General features: G+C 63.8%; 15 protein-coding genes and 1 riboswitch. Of the genes, 7 read left to right on the top strand and 8 right to left on the bottom strand.

Annotation, left to right across the window (positions count from 1 at the left end; translation table 11 throughout):
• Window positions 1-4: 4 nt before the first annotated feature.
• Window positions 5-1594 (top strand): lysine--tRNA ligase, encoded by a 1590-nt coding sequence (locus KFF05_16255; GenBank protein ID UTW51434.1) that lies wholly within the window; start codon window positions 5-7, stop codon window positions 1592-1594.
• Window positions 1595-1621: 27 nt separating this feature from the next.
• Here KFF05_16255 and tldD read toward each other — a convergent pair whose 3' ends face one another.
• Entirely contained in the window at window positions 1622-3055 is a 1434-nt protein-coding gene (gene tldD / locus KFF05_16250; protein ID UTW51433.1) for a metalloprotease TldD, read from the bottom strand.
• Window positions 3056-3175: 120 nt separating this feature from the next.
• Here tldD and KFF05_16245 point away from each other — a divergent pair, with 120 nt between their 5' ends.
• Entirely contained in the window at window positions 3176-4480 is a 1305-nt protein-coding gene (locus tag KFF05_16245) for a DUF3422 domain-containing protein (GenBank protein ID UTW53759.1), read from the top strand.
• A 55-nt stretch (window positions 4481-4535) separates the two neighbouring features.
• Here KFF05_16245 and KFF05_16240 read toward each other — a convergent pair whose 3' ends face one another.
• Window positions 4536-5039, bottom strand: a complete 504-nt coding sequence (locus tag KFF05_16240) for a GFA family protein (protein UTW51432.1) — start codon at window positions 5037-5039, stop codon at window positions 4536-4538.
• A 55-nt stretch (window positions 5040-5094) separates the two neighbouring features.
• A riboswitch (SAM riboswitch) is annotated at window positions 5095-5172 on the top strand.
• Window positions 5173-5261: 89 nt separating this feature from the next.
• Between KFF05_16240 and metZ the strand changes: the two genes are divergently transcribed.
• Complete coding sequence (gene metZ / locus KFF05_16235) at window positions 5262-6467, top strand: O-succinylhomoserine sulfhydrylase (protein UTW51431.1); 1206 nt, start codon at window positions 5262-5264, stop codon at window positions 6465-6467.
• 28 nt (window positions 6468-6495) lie between these two features.
• Here the strand turns inward: metZ and KFF05_16230 are convergent, their stop codons facing one another.
• The 4 genes from KFF05_16230 to KFF05_16215 form a co-directional block, all read right to left on the bottom strand.
• Window positions 6496-6918 (bottom strand): rhodanese-like domain-containing protein, encoded by a 423-nt coding sequence (locus tag KFF05_16230; GenBank protein ID UTW51430.1) that lies wholly within the window; start codon window positions 6916-6918, stop codon window positions 6496-6498.
• A gap of 64 nt (window positions 6919-6982) precedes the next feature.
• Window positions 6983-8293, bottom strand: a complete 1311-nt coding sequence (locus KFF05_16225; GenBank protein ID UTW51429.1) for an FAD-dependent oxidoreductase — start codon at window positions 8291-8293, stop codon at window positions 6983-6985.
• A 31-nt stretch (window positions 8294-8324) separates the two neighbouring features.
• Entirely contained in the window at window positions 8325-9347 is a 1023-nt protein-coding gene (locus KFF05_16220; protein UTW51428.1) for a 2-oxoacid:ferredoxin oxidoreductase subunit beta, read from the bottom strand.
• Between the two features lies 1 nt (window position 9348).
• Window positions 9349-11223, bottom strand: a complete 1875-nt coding sequence (locus KFF05_16215) for a 2-oxoacid:acceptor oxidoreductase subunit alpha (GenBank protein UTW51427.1) — start codon at window positions 11221-11223, stop codon at window positions 9349-9351.
• A 271-nt stretch (window positions 11224-11494) separates the two neighbouring features.
• Here KFF05_16215 and KFF05_16210 point away from each other — a divergent pair, with 271 nt between their 5' ends.
• Both KFF05_16210 and KFF05_16205 read left to right on the top strand, forming a co-directional pair.
• Window positions 11495-12838 (top strand): TldD/PmbA family protein, encoded by a 1344-nt coding sequence (locus KFF05_16210; protein UTW51426.1) that lies wholly within the window; start codon window positions 11495-11497, stop codon window positions 12836-12838.
• A 14-nt stretch (window positions 12839-12852) separates the two neighbouring features.
• A complete protein-coding gene (locus KFF05_16205; protein ID UTW51425.1) occupies window positions 12853-13878 on the top strand; it encodes an NADP-dependent oxidoreductase in 1026 nt (341 codons plus the stop codon).
• A 3-nt stretch (window positions 13879-13881) separates the two neighbouring features.
• Here the strand turns inward: KFF05_16205 and KFF05_16200 are convergent, their stop codons facing one another.
• Both KFF05_16200 and KFF05_16195 read right to left on the bottom strand, forming a co-directional pair.
• Entirely contained in the window at window positions 13882-14373 is a 492-nt protein-coding gene (locus tag KFF05_16200; GenBank protein UTW51424.1) for a damage-inducible protein DinB, read from the bottom strand.
• Between the two features lie 77 nt (window positions 14374-14450).
• Window positions 14451-15371, bottom strand: a complete 921-nt coding sequence (locus tag KFF05_16195; GenBank protein UTW51423.1) for a diacylglycerol kinase family lipid kinase — start codon at window positions 15369-15371, stop codon at window positions 14451-14453.
• A gap of 174 nt (window positions 15372-15545) precedes the next feature.
• Between KFF05_16195 and KFF05_16190 the strand changes: the two genes are divergently transcribed.
• Window positions 15546-16406 (top strand): UDP-2,3-diacylglucosamine diphosphatase, encoded by an 861-nt coding sequence (locus KFF05_16190; protein ID UTW51422.1) that lies wholly within the window; start codon window positions 15546-15548, stop codon window positions 16404-16406.
• On the top strand, window positions 16334-17335 hold the full coding sequence (locus KFF05_16185; protein UTW51421.1) for a glycosyltransferase family 1 protein: 1002 nt from the start codon (window positions 16334-16336) through the stop codon (window positions 17333-17335). Before KFF05_16190 ends, KFF05_16185 begins: the two co-directional genes overlap by 73 nt.
• Window positions 17336-17379 lie beyond the last annotated feature (44 nt).

Genomic DNA, 17379 nt, shown 5'->3' with positions numbered 1-17379 from the left:
ACCCATGACCGATCTGCGCGACATCGCCGAAAACGCCAACGCCTGGCCCTTTGCCGAGGCCCGCGAGCTGCTGAAACAGCTCGGCGGCAAGCTGCCGGAAAAGGGCTATGTGCTGTTCGAAACGGGCTACGGCCCGTCGGGCCTGCCGCACATCGGCACCTTCGGCGAGGTCGCGCGCACGACGATGGTGCGCCACGCCTTCGAAATCCTGACCGGCATGCCGACCAAGCTGTTCGCGTTCTCGGACGATATGGACGGGCTCAGGAAGGTGCCGGAAAACCTGCCCAACCAGGACATGTTGACGGAAAACCTGGGCAAGCCCCTGACCTCGATCCCCGATCCCTTCGGCACCCACGAAAGCATGGGCCATCACAACAACGCGCGGCTGCGCGCGTTTCTTGACGGCTTCGGCTTCGACTACGAATTCAAAAGCTCGACCGAGTGCTACAAGGCGGGGGATTTCGATGCCACGCTGCTGACCCTGCTGCAACGTTATGACGCGGTAATGAAGGTCATCATCCCGACGCTGGGCGAAGAACGGCGCGTGACTTACAGCCCCTTCCTGCCTGTTTGTCCCAAGACCGGGCGCGTGCTGTTGGCCCCCGTGTTGGAAACCAACCCCGATGCCGGCACCATCGTTTACGAAAACGAAGACGGTGAGAAGCTTGAAACCCCTGTCACCGGCGGCCATTGCAAACTGCAGTGGAAGCCCGACTGGGCCATGCGTTGGACGGCGCTGGGCGTCGATTACGAAATGTCGGGCAAGGATCTGATCGAATCCGTGAAGCAGTCGGGCGCTATCTGCCGCATCCTGGGCGGCAAGCCGCCCAAGGGCTTCACGTATGAGCTATTCCTCGATGAAAACGGCGAGAAGATTTCCAAATCCCGCGGCAACGGCCTGACCATGGAAGAATGGCTGGCCTACGCGCCGCCGGAAAGCCTGTCCCTGTTCATGTTCCAGAAGCCCAAGACGGCCAAGCGCCTGCATTTCGACGTCATTCCCAAGAACGTCGACGACTATCTGTCGCACCTCTCCGCCTATCCGGGCCAGGACGACGCGCAGAAGCTCGCCAATCCGGTCTGGCACATCCATTCCGGCAATCCGCCCGCCCCCCAGGCGGCGCTCAGCTATTCGATCCTCCTGAACCTCGCGGGCGTGTGCGGGACCGAGGACAAGGACGTGCTCTGGCATTTCATTTCACGCTACCGCCCGGACCTGACGGCGGAAAACGCGCCGTTCATCGACGGGCTGGTCGGCACGGCCATCGCCTACTATCGGGATTTCATCAAGCCGGCCAAGGTCTACCGTCCGCCGACGGAAACCGAACGCGCGGCCCTTCAGGACCTGGCCGACACGCTCAAGGCCATGGACGCGACGGCCGAAGCCGAAGAGTTGCAGACCCAGGTCTACGAGGTCGGCAAGCGTCACGGGTTCGAGAACCTGCGCGACTGGTTCAAGGCGCTTTATGAAACCCTGCTCGGCCAGTCCCAGGGCCCCCGCATGGGCTCCTTCATCGCGCTTTACGGCGTCAATGAAACGGTCGCCCTGATCGACCGGGCGCTCAAGGGCGAGGATCTGGCGCAGAGCGCCTGACGCAAAAGCTAATACGAATTCAAAGGACTACGCCCCGGTGCCGCCCACCGTCAGCTGATTGACCAGCAGCGTTGGCTGGCCGACGCCGACGGGCACGCCCTGGCCGTCCTTGCCGCAGGTGCCGATGCCCGGGTCCATTTCCATGTCGTTGCCGACCATGCCGACGTGGTTCAACACGTCCTTGCCGTCGCCGATCAGGGTCGCCCCTTTCAGGGGGCGGCCGACCTTGCCGTTTTCGATCTCGTAGGCTTCCGTGCAGGAAAACACGAACTTGCCCGACGTGATGTCGACCTGACCGCCGCCGAAGCTGACGGCGTAGACGCCTTTCTTGACCGAGGCCAAAATCTCCTTGGGGTCCTTGTCGCCGCCCAGCATGTAGGTATTGGTCATGCGCGGCAGGGGCTGATGGGCGTAGCTTTGGCGCCGCCCGTTGCCCGTGGGCGCCATGCCCATGAGCCGCGCGTTGGTACGGTCCTGCATGTAGCCTTTCAGGATGCCGTCTTCGATCAGCACGGTGTTTTCGGCGGGCGTGCCTTCGTCGTCAATGGTGAGGGAGCCGCGCCGGTCCTGGATGGTGCCGTCGTCGACCACGGTCACACCCTTGGCGGCCACGCGCTCACCCATCAATCCGGAAAACACGGATGTCTTCTTGCGGTTGAAGTCACCTTCCAGGCCATGGCCGATGGCTTCGTGCAGCAAAATGCCGGGCCAGCCCGGGCCCAGGACCACGGGAACCTCGCCGGCGGGGGCGGGGACGGATTGCAGGTTGACCTCGGCCTGGCGGAAGGCCTCGTCGACCACCGCTTTCCAACTGGCCGCATCCATGTAGCGTTCATAGGTCACGCGGCCGCCGACGCCGTAGCCGCCCGTTTCCATGCGGCCGTCCTGTTCCAGCACGACGGAGACGTTCATGCGCACCAAGGGGCGGATGTCGGCGACCCGATGACCGCCCGAGCGCAGGATCTGCACCGCCTGCCAATTGCCGAGGATCGAGGCCGAGACCTGGCGCACGCGGGGGTCCTTGGCGCGGGCATAGGCGTCGATGGCGCGCAGCAGGTCGACCTTTTCCTGAAAATCGACCAGGGCCAGGGGATTGTCTTCCATGTACAGCGCCCGGTTGGTGCCGTTCGGGGCGGCGGCGAGGCTGCCCGTATGGCCCCGGCGCACGGCCTTCACCGTCTCCCCAGCGCGGCCGATGGCGGCTTCCGACAGTTCGGAGGCATGGGAATATCCCGTGCTTTCGCCCGCGATGGCGCGCAGGCCGAAGCCCTGGGCCGTGTCGAAATTGGCGGTTTTGATCTGGCCGTCGTCGAGCACCAGGCTTTCAGATTGCCGGTATTCCAGGAACAGCTCTCCGTCGTCCATGCCGGTCAGGGCGTCGTCCAGCATGCCTTGCACGCGGTCCCGGTCCATGCCGGTACGGTTGAAGAACAGGTCGTCGGTGGCGGCAAGATCGGTCATGGCATCCCTTGGGGTTAAGCGGCGGGGCGAAGCGGCGGCGTTGAAATTTAATGGGCGCGAAACGCCCCTGTCCTGGTTATATAGGGATCGTAGAAGGTATTTTCGAGTATACGGGTGACCATGTTCAAGGAACATCCCCTGCGCCGCGCGCTCGCGGAAGAAATTCACGCCCGCCCGCCGGCCAATCTGGCGGCCCCCGTACAGGTCTCGCACATCGCCCTGATTTCGGGCGAGGACGGCATGGCGCCCCACGTCGCCCATCTGGAAGCGCTCTGCAAGCACTTCCGGGTCTCCCCGCCGTCGGCGGACGCGACCCATTTTTCCGCCGACCTGGGCGAAATCCGCCTGACCTGGGAACGCCATACGGAATTCTCCACCTTCACCATCATCCGCCCAGGCGCCTTTGCACAGCCGTTCAAGGGAACGGCCGTGGACGGCCTGCCCAAGGATTGGCTGACGAACCTGCCGGGCCAGGTCATCGCCGCCTGCCATGTGGCGGTGGAAACGGGCCAGGGCAGCCATCGCACGCCCTCCGACCTGGCCGGGCTGTTCGACAACAATCCGTTGAACGGCTCCATCGTGTCCGGCGGCAGCGCCTGGCTGTGGACGGATTTCCAGCTTCACTCGGACGGCTTCACCCGGTTTCTGTTCAATGTCGGCGAAATTACGCCGCCGACCCTGGGCCGGCTGGTCCAGCGTATGTTGGAGATCGAGACCTACCGTATGATGGCCATGCTGGCCTTTCCGCTGGCCAAGGAATCGCGCCCGCGCCTGACGGCGGTGGAAACCAAACTGGGCGGCATCATCGCGCGGCTGGGTACGCGCGAAGCAGTCGAGGACGAACGTCAGCTGCTCGACGATCTATCGGCCCTGGCCGCCGAGACCGAGGCCGTCAACGTGGCGACCGCCTATCGCTTCGCCGCCGCCCGCGCCTATCATGAACTGATCAAGCGGCGCATGGCGTCGATGCGCGAGGAACGCATGGAAGGCGTGCCGCCGGCCATGGATTTCCTCGATCGCCGCTTCGCCCCGGCCATGGAATCCTGTGAAAACCTGGCGACGCGGGTGGAAAGCCTGTCGGGCCGTATTTCGCGCGCGACCTCGCTGCTGCGGACCCGGGTCGACGTCGCGCTGGAGGCCCAGAACCGCGACCTTCTGGAATCCATGAACCGCCGCGCGCGCCTGCAGCTGCGCCTGCAGGAAACGGTCGAAGGGCTCTCCGTCGTCGCCATCAGCTATTACCTGTTGTCGCTGGTATCCTACCTGGCCAAGGGGGCGAAGACGGCGGGGCTGTCGCACTTTGATCCCTATGTCGTCGTCCTGGTCGCCTTCGTGCCTGTGGTCGCCAGCATCTGGTACGGCGTCAAGCGCATGCGCCGGGTGATTTCAAAATCGGCGGACGGCAAGCCGACGCCGGACCTTTGACCGGCTGCAAACGGTCATTTTTCAGACGGCGTTCAATCGTCCCGCACACGGCCGTTCAATGCGCCGCCGCGAAATCCGCCAGCAGTTGCGTGAATTCCTCGGGCGGGGGATATCCCGCATAACTGCGCCTTGCCGGCGTGTCGGCCCAGGGCAATTTTTCCGCCGTCATGGTCTCGATGAACGGCTTGGTCCAGACGGGGTCTTGGAACAGGGTCGGGCGGACATTGACCAGTTCGGGCAGGGCCGTGATCCGGGTAAACATCCAGGTTTTGCAATCCGGACAGAAATAGTGGTCCAGGTCGGGGCCCTGGATGCCGCCCTTGACCGGTGTGCCCTTGGTGACCCGAAAGGCCGTGGTCGGGAACAGGGCGGACAGGGAGTAGGCGCTGGCGCTCATGCGTTGGCAGCCCCGGCAATGACAGGCCGACGTCATCACGGCGGGGGCGGAAACGTCGAACGTGGTGTTGCCGCAACGGCAGGCACCGGACAGCGGCGGTTGATCGTCTGGCACGGTATGCTCCTTCAGAATGCTGGCAACATACCGTGCGCCGCCGTCCATGCCGAGACACTTGCGGGCCCCATTGGCCCTTGACGTTTTCCGGGGCGGCTGTATTTTTCAGCTTCGTGGTGATTTGTTCGACCAGCTTGCGGCCACGTTAAAAATCCCGCTAAACGGTCTGTGGCGTTCTCGCCCTGACCCTTAATTCTTAGCGGTCGGGGTTTTTTATGGCCGGGCCGAACCTGTAATGCAGCCTGCCTGGAATGATGAAGAGAGCGTGAGATGACCGACGACAACAACAATCCCGAAACCTGGCGCCCGGCGACCCAGATGGTGCGCGGCGGCACCTTTCGTTCCAATTTCGAGGAAACGTCCGAAGCCATCTTCGCGACCTCGGGTTATGTCTATGCCTCGGCGGAACAGGCGGAACAGTCCTTCAAGGGCGAGATCGAGCGCTACATCTATTCGCGCTACGCCAACCCGACCGTCTGCATGTTCGAACGTCGCATGGCGCTGTTGGAAGGGGCCAAGTTCGGCATGGCCTTCGGCAGCGGCATGGCGGCCATGTTCGCCTCGCTCGCCAGCTTCGTGAAGGCCGGTGACCGGGTCGTCGCGTCGCGGGCCTTGTTCGGCTCCTGCCTTTACGTGGTTCAGGACCTGCTGCCGAAATACGGGGTCGAGACGGTCCTGGTCGACGGCACGGACCTGGCCCAATGGGAAGCGGCCTTGTCCAAACCGACCGTCGCCGTGTTCCTGGAAACGCCGTCCAATCCCTGTCTCGATATCATCGACGTCAAGGCCGTGGCCGACCTGACCCACAAGGCCGGCGGGCGGCTGATCGTCGACAACGTGTTCGCCACGCCGGTATTGCAGAAGCCGCTGACCCTTGGCGCCGACATCGTGATGTATTCGACCACCAAACATGTCGATGGCCAGGGCCGCTGCATGGGCGGCGCGCTTTTGACCAATGACGAAGCCTATTACACGGACCATCTGGTGCCCTGGATGCGCCATACCGGCCCGGCCATGAGCCCGTTCAACGCCTGGACCATGCTGAAGGGGCTGGAGACGATCAACATCCGCGTGCGCCAGCACTGCGCCAACGCCCGCGCCCTGGCCGAATTCCTCGAAGGCCGGACAGGCATCGTCAAGGTGCTCTACCCGGGCTTGAAATCCCATCCGCAGCACGCCCTCGCCATGCAGCAGATGTCCGGCGGATCGACCATGCTGTCGTTCGAACTGGCCGGCGGTAAGGCGGCTGCGTTCCGCTTTCTCAACGCGCTCAACCTGGTCGATATTTCCAACAACCTGGGCGACACCAAGTCGCTCACGACCCATCCGGCGACCACGACCCATCAGCGCCTGACGCCGGAAGACCGCGCCGCACTCGGCATCGGCGACGGGCTGATCCGGCTGTCGGTCGGGTTGGAGGACGTCGAGGATCTGAAGGAAGATTTGGCGCGGGGGCTGAAGGCGGCCAACGGCTGACCCTCTTAGAGGGCAGCCAAGAGAGGGACTACTTCTGTACCCAGGGAAGGCCGTCGACTTTCCAGCCACCCATGGTGCCGCGGTGATTGGCGCCGTCCTTGTCGCCTTCGAAGCCGGTCAGGATGTTATAGGACTTGGCATAGCCCGCTTCCGTCGCGGCCTTGGCGGCGGCGATGGAGCGCACGCCCGAACGACACAGGAACAGCACGGTCGCGTCCTTGTCGACGACCTGGTCTTCCAGGTCGTCCGTGAATTCCGGATTGACGTCACCCTTGGGAAACAGAACCCAGGAAATCATCCGCAATTCCTTGCCCAGCGGCGACAGGTCGGGCAGGCCAACGTAGGCCCATTCCGCATGGGTGCGCACATCGACCAGCACGGCCTTGGGGTCCTTCTGAAGAAGGTCCCAGGCGTCCTTGGGTGTAATGTCTCCGGCGTATCCGTCAGTCATGGAGTGTCGTTCCTGGTTCGCTCGGCCCGTTCCGAGACGCGGCCCATGTATCGCGCAGCCCGCCCTAGGCGTCCAGCACTTTCAACATTTCCGGGACAGTGACGAATTTCTCGCGTGGATTGCCTGAGCCCTCGGCGCGAGCGACCTCGGCGGCTTCGATCTTTTTCCAGTCGTCGAAGCTGACGGCGCGCACGCCGCGTTCCGAAAGCAGCGGCTCCAGGGCCGCGCGTCCCGGCTTTCCCGGTGCGTCCTTGAAGTCTTCGCAGATGTATTCAGCGACGGTCACGCCGTCGGGCCGGTTGGAGGAAATCACCCCCGTCGGCCCGCGCTTGATCCAGCCGACGGCATAAAGCCCGTCATCGACCCGTCCGTTTCGGTTGGGGATGATGCCGGCCTTGTCGTCGAAGGGCGCCCCTTCGATGGGGTCCGACCGGTAGCCGATGGCGGCGATCACCAGGCCGCAGGGAATTTCGAACATTTCGCCCGTGCCCTCGGCGCGGCCGTCGACGACGCGGGTGCGCTCGAAGCATACGGCCTCGACCCGCTGATCCCCCAGGATCGCCACGGGCTGGGCGAAGAACTCGAAATGAATACGCTTCGGCTTGGCGTCGGGATCGTTCGTCGCATAGTCGCGCAGGTTCGCCAGATTGCGTTCGGCCAGGCGCTTTTCGCGCGGGTCCATGTCGTCGGGGGCGGCGTCGGGCAATTGTTCGGCGCGGGCGAGCGGCACGGCTCGTTCAAGGTCGGCCAGTTCGCGCAGTTCCACGTTGGTGAACTTGGCGTCGAGCGGCCCGCGCCGGCCGGTCAGGTAAACATCGGTCAGGGGCGCCGTCTCGATTATTTCCATGGCATGGGCGGCGATGTCGGCGCCGGCCATGCCTTCGCGGGATCGCACCAGCACCCGGGCGCAATCCAGCGCCACGTTGCCGTTGCCGATGACGACGGCGGCGCGGATGTCGAGGTTCGGCTCCAGGTCGCGGAAATCGGGATGGCCGTTGTACCAGCCGACGAAGGCGGCGGAACCGTGTACGCCGTCCTTGTTCGACCCTGGGATGGTCAATTTGCGGTCGCTGGGCGCGCCAACGGCCAGGACCACCGCGTCATACATCTCGCGCAGCTCGGCAAGGGAGACATCCTTGTTGACCTCGACATTGCCGAAATAGCGGACTTGCTCGAACAGGGCCGTCTGTTCGTACTTGCGCGCGACCTTTTTGGTGGTCTGATGGTCCGGTGCCACGCCGCCCCTAATCAGGCCGTAGGGCGTGGGCAGGCGTTCGATGATATCGACCTGCACGTCGCAGCCGCCGTTAACGAGCGCGTCGGCGGTATAAAACCCCGCAGGGCCGGACCCGATAATGGCGACGGAAATTGTCATCCGTCTTGGTTAGCCCCTACCTACGGTAAGGTCAATCCACCGTCCACGTTCGCCCGGCGCGAAGCAGCTTGTTGAAGTCCGGTTTTTCGGCCGGGGTATGGCTGTGGACCAGGTCGGTCACTTCCTCGTCATAGCTTTGCCCCGGCGCGCAATAGAGCACGCCCAGCGCCACGGGCATGGCCGGCGGCTCCATATGGGCGAGCAGGGTGGCGATCATCCGGTTGGTTTCGTCATGGACCAGGATGTCGGTCTCGTTCACGCCGTTCTCGCCGATCACGACGGCTTCCAGGGCCAGGGTCTGGGTGTTCAGGCGCAGGCCCTTTTCACCGTCCTTGCCGAAGATCAGCGGCTTGCCGTGCTCGACATAGATCTGCCGGTCCGACGCCACGTCGCGGCCCGTGAAGTTTTCGAACACGCCGTCGTTGTAGACCTTGCAGTTCTGGAAAATTTCGACGAAGGACGTGCCCTTGTGGGCATGGGCGCGGGCCAGCACGCCGGGCAGGTGTTTCTGGTTGGAATCGATGCCGCGGGCGATGAAACGCGCGCCCGCGCCGATCGCGAACACCGTGGCAGAGGCCGGATTATCCAGCGAGCCCCAGGGGGTGGAGGGCGAGCGCGTGCCCTGGCGCGATGTCGGCGAATACTGACCCTTGGTCAGGCCGTAGATTTCGTTGTTGAACAACAGGAACTGCAGGTCGACGTTGCGGCGCAGCAGGTGGAACAGGTGGTTGCCGCCGATCGACAGGGCGTCCCCGTCGCCGGACACGACCCAGATGTCCAAGTTCGGATTGGCCAGCTTCAGACCTGTGGCGAAGGCCGGGGCGCGGCCGTGGATGGTGTGAAATCCATAGGTCTTCACGTAATAAGGAAAGCGCGCGGCGCAGCCGATGCCCGATACGAACACGGTGTTTTCGGGCCTGGCCCCGATGTCGGCCAGCGTCTTCTGTACGCCCTTGAGGATGGCGTAATCGCCGCAGCCGGGGCACCAGCGCACTTCCTGGTCCGTGGCGAAATCCTTGGGCGTCAGTTTTTCAGGCGGGGTGACGACATTCATCTTAGCTCTCCAACCGGGCGCGGATCGCGTCCTCGATTTCGGTGATCTTGAAGGGCTGGCCGGACACCTTGTTCAGGCCCTCCGCCGGCACCAGGTATTCGGCGCGCAGCACGTTGACGAGCTGCCCATGGTTCATTTCCGGCACCAGAACCTGCTCGAACCCCTTCAGCAGGCCGCCCAGATTTTCCGGGAACGGCCAGAGGTGGCGGATATGGATGTGGCTGACGTCCAGCCCCTCGGCCTGCAGGTTGGCGACGGCGCGGCTGATCGGCCCATAGGTCGATCCCCAGCCGACGACGGCCAATTTGCCCGACGTGTTGCCGTCCTCGACGCCTTGGGCCGGAATGTCCTTGGTGATGCCTTCGATCTTGGCGAACCGGGTGTCGGTCATTTTCTGGTGGTTGTCGGGATCGTAGGAGATGTTGCCGGAATCGTAATCGCGCTCGATCCCGCCGATGCGGTGTTCCAGCCCCGGCGTGCCCGGCACGGCCCAGACCCGGGCCAAGGTGTCGTCATCACGCAGGAAGGGATGGAAGCCGTCCGGGTCGGTGCGGAAATTGACCGGGATTTTGGCGTAATCGTTGATGTCCGGAATGCTCCAGGGTTCGGCCGCGTTGCCGATGTAGCCGTCGGTCAGGATAAACACCGGCGTCATGTACTTGATGGCGATGCGCACGGCCTCGATCGCGACCTCGAAGCAGTCGGCGGGCGAACGGGCGGCCAGCACGCAAAGCGGGCTGTCGGCGTTGCGGCCCAAAACGGCCTGGTACAGGTCCGACTGTTCCGTCTTGGTCGGCATGCCGGTGGACGGCCCGGCGCGTTGCGAGTTGACGATGATCAGCGGCAGTTCCGTCGAGATGGCAAGGCCGATGGCCTCGGTCTTGAGCGCGATGCCCGGGCCCGACGACGAGGTCACGCCGAGCGATCCGCCGAACGACGCGCCGATGGCGGCGCAGGCGGCGGCGATTTCGTCTTCCGCCTGGAAGGTCACGACGTTGTGGTCGATCATCTTGGACAGCGAATGCAGCAATTGCGACGCCGGGGTGATGGGATATGACGCGAACACCATTTTGATGTCGGCCAAATGCGTGCCCGCCGCCAGACCCCAGGCCAGGGCCTCGGCTCCGGTCACCGTGCGGTAGGTGCCGGGCGCGATGTCGGCGGCGTCGACGTGGAAGCCATGCACGCCGTCGGGCAGTTCCATGGTTTCGGCAACCGTATGGCCCGCGTCCATGGCGGCAACGTTGGCGGCGGCGACGTCCGGGCGTTTGCCGAATTTGGCGATCAGCCAGTCGGCGGTCGGTTTGCGGTCGCGGCCGTACATCCAATAGACGAAGCCCAGCGTCCACATGTTCTTGCAGCGAAGTGCTTCCTGCTTGGATAGGCCCGTGTCCTTGACCGCTTCCATGGTCAGCTTGGAGATGTCCAGCGCGACCAGGTGATAGCCGTCCAGGCTGCCGTCTTCCAGCGGGTTGGCGTCATAGCCCGCCTTGCGCAGATCGCGTTCGCCGAAGCTGCCGGTGTCGGCGATGATGACGCCGCCTTGTTTCAAGCCATGCAGTTCGACCTTCAGCGCCGCCGGGTTCATGGCGATCAGCATGTCGAAGGCGTCGCCCGCGGTCTTGATCACGCGCGATCCGAAATTGATCTGAAACGACGACACGCCAAAGGTCGTGCCGGCAGGGGCGCGGATTTCCGCGGGGAAATCGGGGAAGGTCGACAGGTCATTGCCGGCGAAGGCGGTGGCCAGGGTGAACTGCCCGCCCGTCAACTGCATGCCGTCGCCGGAGTCGCCCGCAAAGCGGACGACGGCGGATTCGACGGTTTCACGATGGGAGGGGTCGGAGGTCTTTTCGGCAAGCGCGGTGTTGGACATGTTTTGGCGATCCATTGACGTTCAACCGGCGTTTATGAAAACGGCGGTTGCGATGTGGGCTCACGACCGGCGCCCGCCGGCCGTCGATGCCTTGAAGAACCGCCCTGCGAGGCCGTTACTTCATGATTGCAAATTATCTAGTGCACCCCATGGCGCAGAACAACCACAGTTTAAGTAGTGTTACAGTCCACGATTATCCTGGCCCCAGGACCCCTGCGGACCATATTTAAGACCAGAACCCATCCTGCATCCACAACCAAGACGGAACATCATGACCGCCACAGGCAATATTATCGACCGGCTTCAATCACTTATCGGCAAGGCCGAGGCGCTGGGCGCCGATGCGGCGGACGCGGTTTTTGTTCGTTCGGCGTCGTTGTCACTGTCGCAGCGGCTGGGTAATCCCGAAGATTTGATGCGTTCGGAGGACAATGATCTGGGCCTTCGCGTGTTCGTCGGCAAACGCCAGGCGGTGGTTTCGTCCTCGGATATGTCCGATTCGGCCCTTGATGAATTGGCAGAGCGCGCCGTCGCCATGGCCCGTAACGTGCCCGAGGACGCGTTCTGCGGCCTCGCCGATCCGGACCAGTTGGCGACCGACCTTGCCGACATCGATGACTTCGATCCGATGGAGCCTGCGGCCGACGATTTGATCGCGCTCGCGGCCCGGACCGAGGACGCGGCCCGTGCCGTGCCCGGCGTGACCAATTCGGAAGGTGCCAGCGCCAGTTGGGGGTCGAGCGAGATCGCCCTTGTCACCTCCACCGGCTTTGCACAGACGCGTAAGTCGTCCCGCCACAGTATCGGTGTTTCGGTCCTGGCCGGCACCGGCACGGCGATGGAACGGGATTACGACTACGACACCAAGGTGTACGGAAGCGACCTGGCCGATGCGGAAGCCATCGGGCGGTCGGCCGGTGAGAAAGCGGTCAAACGGCTCAATCCGCAGAAGGTGTCGACCCAGCAGGCGCCGGTGATTTTCGATCCGCGCGTCGCCAATACGATTCCGGGCCATATGTCGTCCGCTATCAACGGGTCTTCCGTGGCCCGCGGCACGACCTTCCTAAAGGACGCCATGGGCACGCAGATTTTTGCTGACGGCGTGACCATCGTCGACGACCCGCATCGCCGCCGCGGCCTGCGCTCCAAACCCTTCGACGGCGAGGGCGTGGCGACGCGGCGCTTGAACGTGGTCGAGGACGGCCGCCTGACGACCTGGATTCTCGACTGCCGCTCGGCCCGGCAACTGAAGCTCGTGACCACGGGCCACGCATCGCGCGGCACCTCGTCGCCGCCGTCACCGGGGGCATCGAATCTGTACATGGAAGCGGGCAGCGTTTCGCCCCAAGACCTGATCGGGGATATCAAGCAGGGCCTGTATGTGACGGAGCTGATCGGCATGGGCGTGAACGGCGTGACCGGCGATTATTCCCGGGGCTGTTCCGGGTTCTGGATCGAGAACGGCGAACTGACCTTTCCGGTCAGCGAACTGACCATCGCCGGCAACCTGAAGGACATGTTCATGGCCATCACCCCGGCCGACGATCTGGAATTCAAGTACGGCACAAACGCGCCGACCCTGCGCATCGACGGCATGACCGTGGCCGGCAAGTGACGGGGACAGAGACCATGACCACCAACCGCCAGATTATCTTCAAATCCCGGCCCGAGGGCTGGGTCTCCCTGGACAATTTCGCCGCTCGCGACGCGGTTCTGCCCGATGTGGGCGACGGCGACGTCCTGGTGCGCGCGATCTACATGTCCTTGGACCCCTACATGCGGGGGCGCATGGACGCGGCCAAGTCCTATGCCGCTGGGTTCCAAATCGGCGAACCCCTGCAGGCCCGCGTGATCGGCCGCGTCGCGACGTCCCGGAACGCCGATTATCCGGAAGGCACCCTGGTGTTCGGCACGCTCGACTGGGCCGATGTCACCCTGGTGCCGGGCGGTAAGGGGCTGAAGAAGATCGACCCCGCCGCCGCCGATGTGCCGCTGACTTGGCATCTGGGGGCGCTGGGCATGCCGGGGATGACCGCCTGGGTCGGGCTCGGCTTCACCGACCCGAAACCGGGCGACACCCTGTTCGTCTCCGCCGCCTCGGGCGCGGTCGGCCAGATCGTCGGCCAGATCGGCCGCCTGCGCGGCTGCCGGGTGGTCGGCACGGCGGGCACGGACGCCAAGGTGGCCTACCTCACGGACGACCTCGGCTTCGACGCGGCCTTCAACTACCGGGCCGCCGGCGACGATGTGCTGGGTGCGCTTCAGGCCGCCGCCCCCGACGGCATCGACATCTATTTCGACAACGTCGGCGGGCCGATCCTCGAAGCCGCCCTCGACGCCGCCAACCGGTTCGCCCGTTTCGTCGAATGCGGCATGATTTCGCAGTACAACCTGACCCGCGACGAGACGCCGGGCATCCGCAACATGACCCATGTGGTGCGCAAGGCGATCCGCATGCAGGGCTTCATCGTCTCCGACCACGCCGCCCGGCGTGCCGAATTCGATGCGGAGATGATTGATTGGCTGAAGGCGGGAAAGATCAAATACCGGATCGATGTGGCCGAGGGCCTGGACGCCGCCCCCGCCGCCTTCATCGCCATGCTCAAGGGTGAGAACTTCGGCAAGCAGGTGGTGCGGATCAGCGCCGAGGACTGATCCCTAGACCAGCTTCGGGAAATCCGTGACGCCGACGTCGTGGCCCATCTGGGTCAGGATCGTCGTCAACTGCCCCCGGTGGTGGGTCTGATGGTTGAACATATGGCTGACCAGGATCCAGCGCGGCTGGTTGAAGGTCAGATTGTCCGTACGCGACGTCCATGCCACCGTTTCCGACAGCCAGGCATCGGTCAGGGCCGCCGTCCAGGCGTTGATCTCATCATCCAAGGTTTCCCGCGCGGCCCGCATCTCGTCGAAGTCGGAAAACAACTCCACGCCCGTGCCGGGGGCCGGGCGGTTGCCGCCGTCGAACCGGTTCATCCAGGCATGATCGCCGAACATCAGATGGTTGAGCGTGCCGTGCACGGATTTGAAGAATGCTCCCCGGTCGGCCTTGCGCAGGGCGTCCGGGATATCGGCGCAGACGGCATAGACGGCGTCGTTCATGGCGCGGTTGTATCGGGCGAAGGCCTGATAGAGGTCGGGCGTGGACATGGCGGAGCTCCTTCGGCGGTTGGGCGCAGTCTAGGAAGGAACAGCCCGGGCGACAAAGGGCAAGGTTGGAAAAAACCTTATGCCGGAACCAGCATGTTCAGGCGCTCGCTCGCGATGCGGGCGTCCAGGGGCAGGCGGGTGACGATGTCGCCGTCGCCCTGCACCGGCTCCCCGGCCATGCCCTCGACGATGATCGAGGTCGCGGGGATAACCTCGTAGTCGGGCAGCTTGTCGAGCCGGCCCAGGACCACCCAGGCGGTGTAGCGCAGCGCGCTCCACGGCCCCACCGACTTGAACAGGCAGACATGCAGGCGCGGGTCGCCCAAGGCCGCATCCTTGGCGCAGACGAAGCGCCCGCCGTAGAAATGGCCGTTGGCGAACACGGCCGAGCCCACGTCGTAGGGGATGCCGTCGACGACCAGCCGGTAGGACCGGAACTTGTAGCGGAAGAAGCCGAGGAGGGTTTCCCACACATAGGCCGATTTGCCGATCAGGCGTTTCAGGCCCGCATCGACCGAGGCCACGACATGGGCGTCGAAGCCGACGCCCGCCATCATCACGAAGCGCCGGCCGTTGACGTCGCCCAGGTTGACGGGCCGGGTGCGGCCCAGGGCGATGGTGCGGGCCAAACCGACATCATCCGTCGGCAGGTCCAGTTCGGCGGCCAGAACGTTGGCGGTGCCCAGCGGGATGATGCCCAGCGGCATCTGCCGTCCCGCCAGGCCGTTGATGACCTCGTTGATGGTGCCGTCGCCGCCGGCGGCGACGATCACGTCATAGACCTCGGTAGATGCTTCGCGCGCGGTGCGTTCCGCATCGCCCCGAGCCCGGGTTTCGTGCAGCGTGACGTCGGTGCCGAGGCTCCACATGATCTCCAGGATGCGCGTCAGGCGCGCGCGCCGGCGGGCGCCCGCGGTCGGGTTGAAGATCACAAGAGCCTTGCGGGGAGCGGCCATCAGCGTGTCCGGCTCCCCCGGTAGGGTGTTTGAATCGGGCATGATGTGTCGTTTAGACCCAGGATTGTGGCACTTTTGTTGCGACTATAATTTCAAATCTATTTCGCGTGTGTGAAGTTTCGGTGACAGCACCTGAAAGTAATGGCGGACATATGGTAAATTACATAAAAGTCCCCACTAAATATAGGCCATGCGACAACAACCGCCGTGGACGAAATGAACGCTGTAAACCGGAAAACGTCTTACAAATTCCGCTCGATCTGGATTTCTGACATCCATCTGGGCACCCGGGGCTGTCAGGCGGAAATGCTGCTCGATTTTCTCAAGCATACGGAATCGAAATACCTCTACCTGGTCGGCGACATCATCGACGGCTGGCGCATGCGCCGGGCCTGGTATTGGCGTCAGGCCCATAACGACGTGATCCAGAAGATCCTGCGCAAGGCGCGCAAGGGCACGCGGGTCATCTACGTGCCCGGTAATCACGATGAAAACTTCCGCGATTTCTCCAACCATCGCTTTGGGCGGGTCGCCGTTCTGAACGAGGCCTATCACACCATGGCCGACGGGCGGCGCTTCATGGTCATCCACGGGGATCAGTTCGACGGCGTGGTGAAATACGCCAAGTGGTTGGCCTTCCTTGGCGACAACGCCTACAACGCGGCGCTGATGCTGAATCTGTGGCTGAACATCGCCCGGCGTAAGCTGGGGTTCTCCTACTGGTCGTTGTCCGCCTACCTGAAGCACAAGGTCAAGAACGCGGTCGAATTCGTGTCCAGTTACGAGGCCGCCGTGGTCGGCGAGGCGCGCAAGTTGGGTGTGCAGGGCGTGATCTGCGGCCATATCCACACCGCCGAAATGCGCGATATGGACGGCATTCTCTACTGCAACGACGGTGACTGGGTCGAAAGCTGCACGGCCCTGGTCGAACACGAGGATGGGCGCCTGGAAATTCTCAAATGGGCGGAACTGCGCGGCCTATCTTTTCTAAGGGACGAAGACGCATGCGACTCCTCATCGTCACCGATGCCTGGCTTCCCCAAATCAATGGTGTCGTCCGAACCCTCGACACGCTGAGGCAGGGGCTGGAGAAGCGCGGCCACCAGGTCCGTCTGGTGACGCCGGACCAGTTCCGCACCATACCCTGCCCGACCTATCCGGAAATCCGGCTGGCCCTGTTCCCGGGCCGCAACGTCGCGGCCATGATCGAGGATTTCCGCCCCCCAGCGATTCACATCGCGACCGAGGGGCCTTTGGGTGTTGCTGCACGCGCCCATTGTCTGCGTAAGGGCTATCCCTTCACCACGGCCTATCACACGCGGTTCCCCGAATACGTCCACGCCCGGGTGCCGCTGCCACTCGGCTGGCTTTACGCCGTGATGAAATGGTTTCACGGGCCGTCCTCGGCGATCATGGTGGCGACCCAGACCATCGAGGACGATCTGAAATCCCGGGGCTTCCGCCCGCCTGTCCGGCGCTGGTCGCGGGGCGTGTGGACGGATTTGTTCAAGCCCCGCGACAAGGCGTTCCTGGATGCTCCCCGGCCGATCAGCCTGTTCACCGGGCGGGTAGCGGTTGAAAAAAACATCGAAGCCTTTTTGAAGCTCGACCTGCCCGGCACCAAATACGTGGTCGGCGACGGCCCGCAGCTGGACGACTTGAAACGCAAATACCCAGCTGTTCGCTTCGCCGGCGTGAAGGAGGGGGAGGAGTTGGCGAAATATTTCGCCGCTGCCGATGTTTTCGTGTTTCCGTCCCGGACCGACACCTTCGGTCTGGTCCTGCTGGAGGCCATGGCGTCCGGCGTGCCCGTCGCGGCCTATCCCGTGCCGGGGCCATTGGACGTGGTCAGCCAGTCGGGGGCTGGGGTGCTGTCCAACGATCTGGCGGCGGCGGTCAAGGCGGCCCTCGCGATTCCTGCCGAAGCCTGCCGCAATCACGCGTTGAAGTATTCCTGGGATGCCAGTTTCGACCAGTTCGAGGGCAATCTGCACGTGTTTCGCTGAGGCCTTTAGAACAGTCTTATAAATCCCTGAAATCACGCGGGATT

The sequence above is a fragment of the bacterium SCSIO 12827 genome (assembly GCA_024397995.1).
Taxonomy (GTDB): domain Bacteria; phylum Pseudomonadota; class Alphaproteobacteria; order Rhodospirillales; family Casp-alpha2; genus UBA1479.
This window is presented reverse-complemented; position numbering and strand designations above follow the sequence as displayed.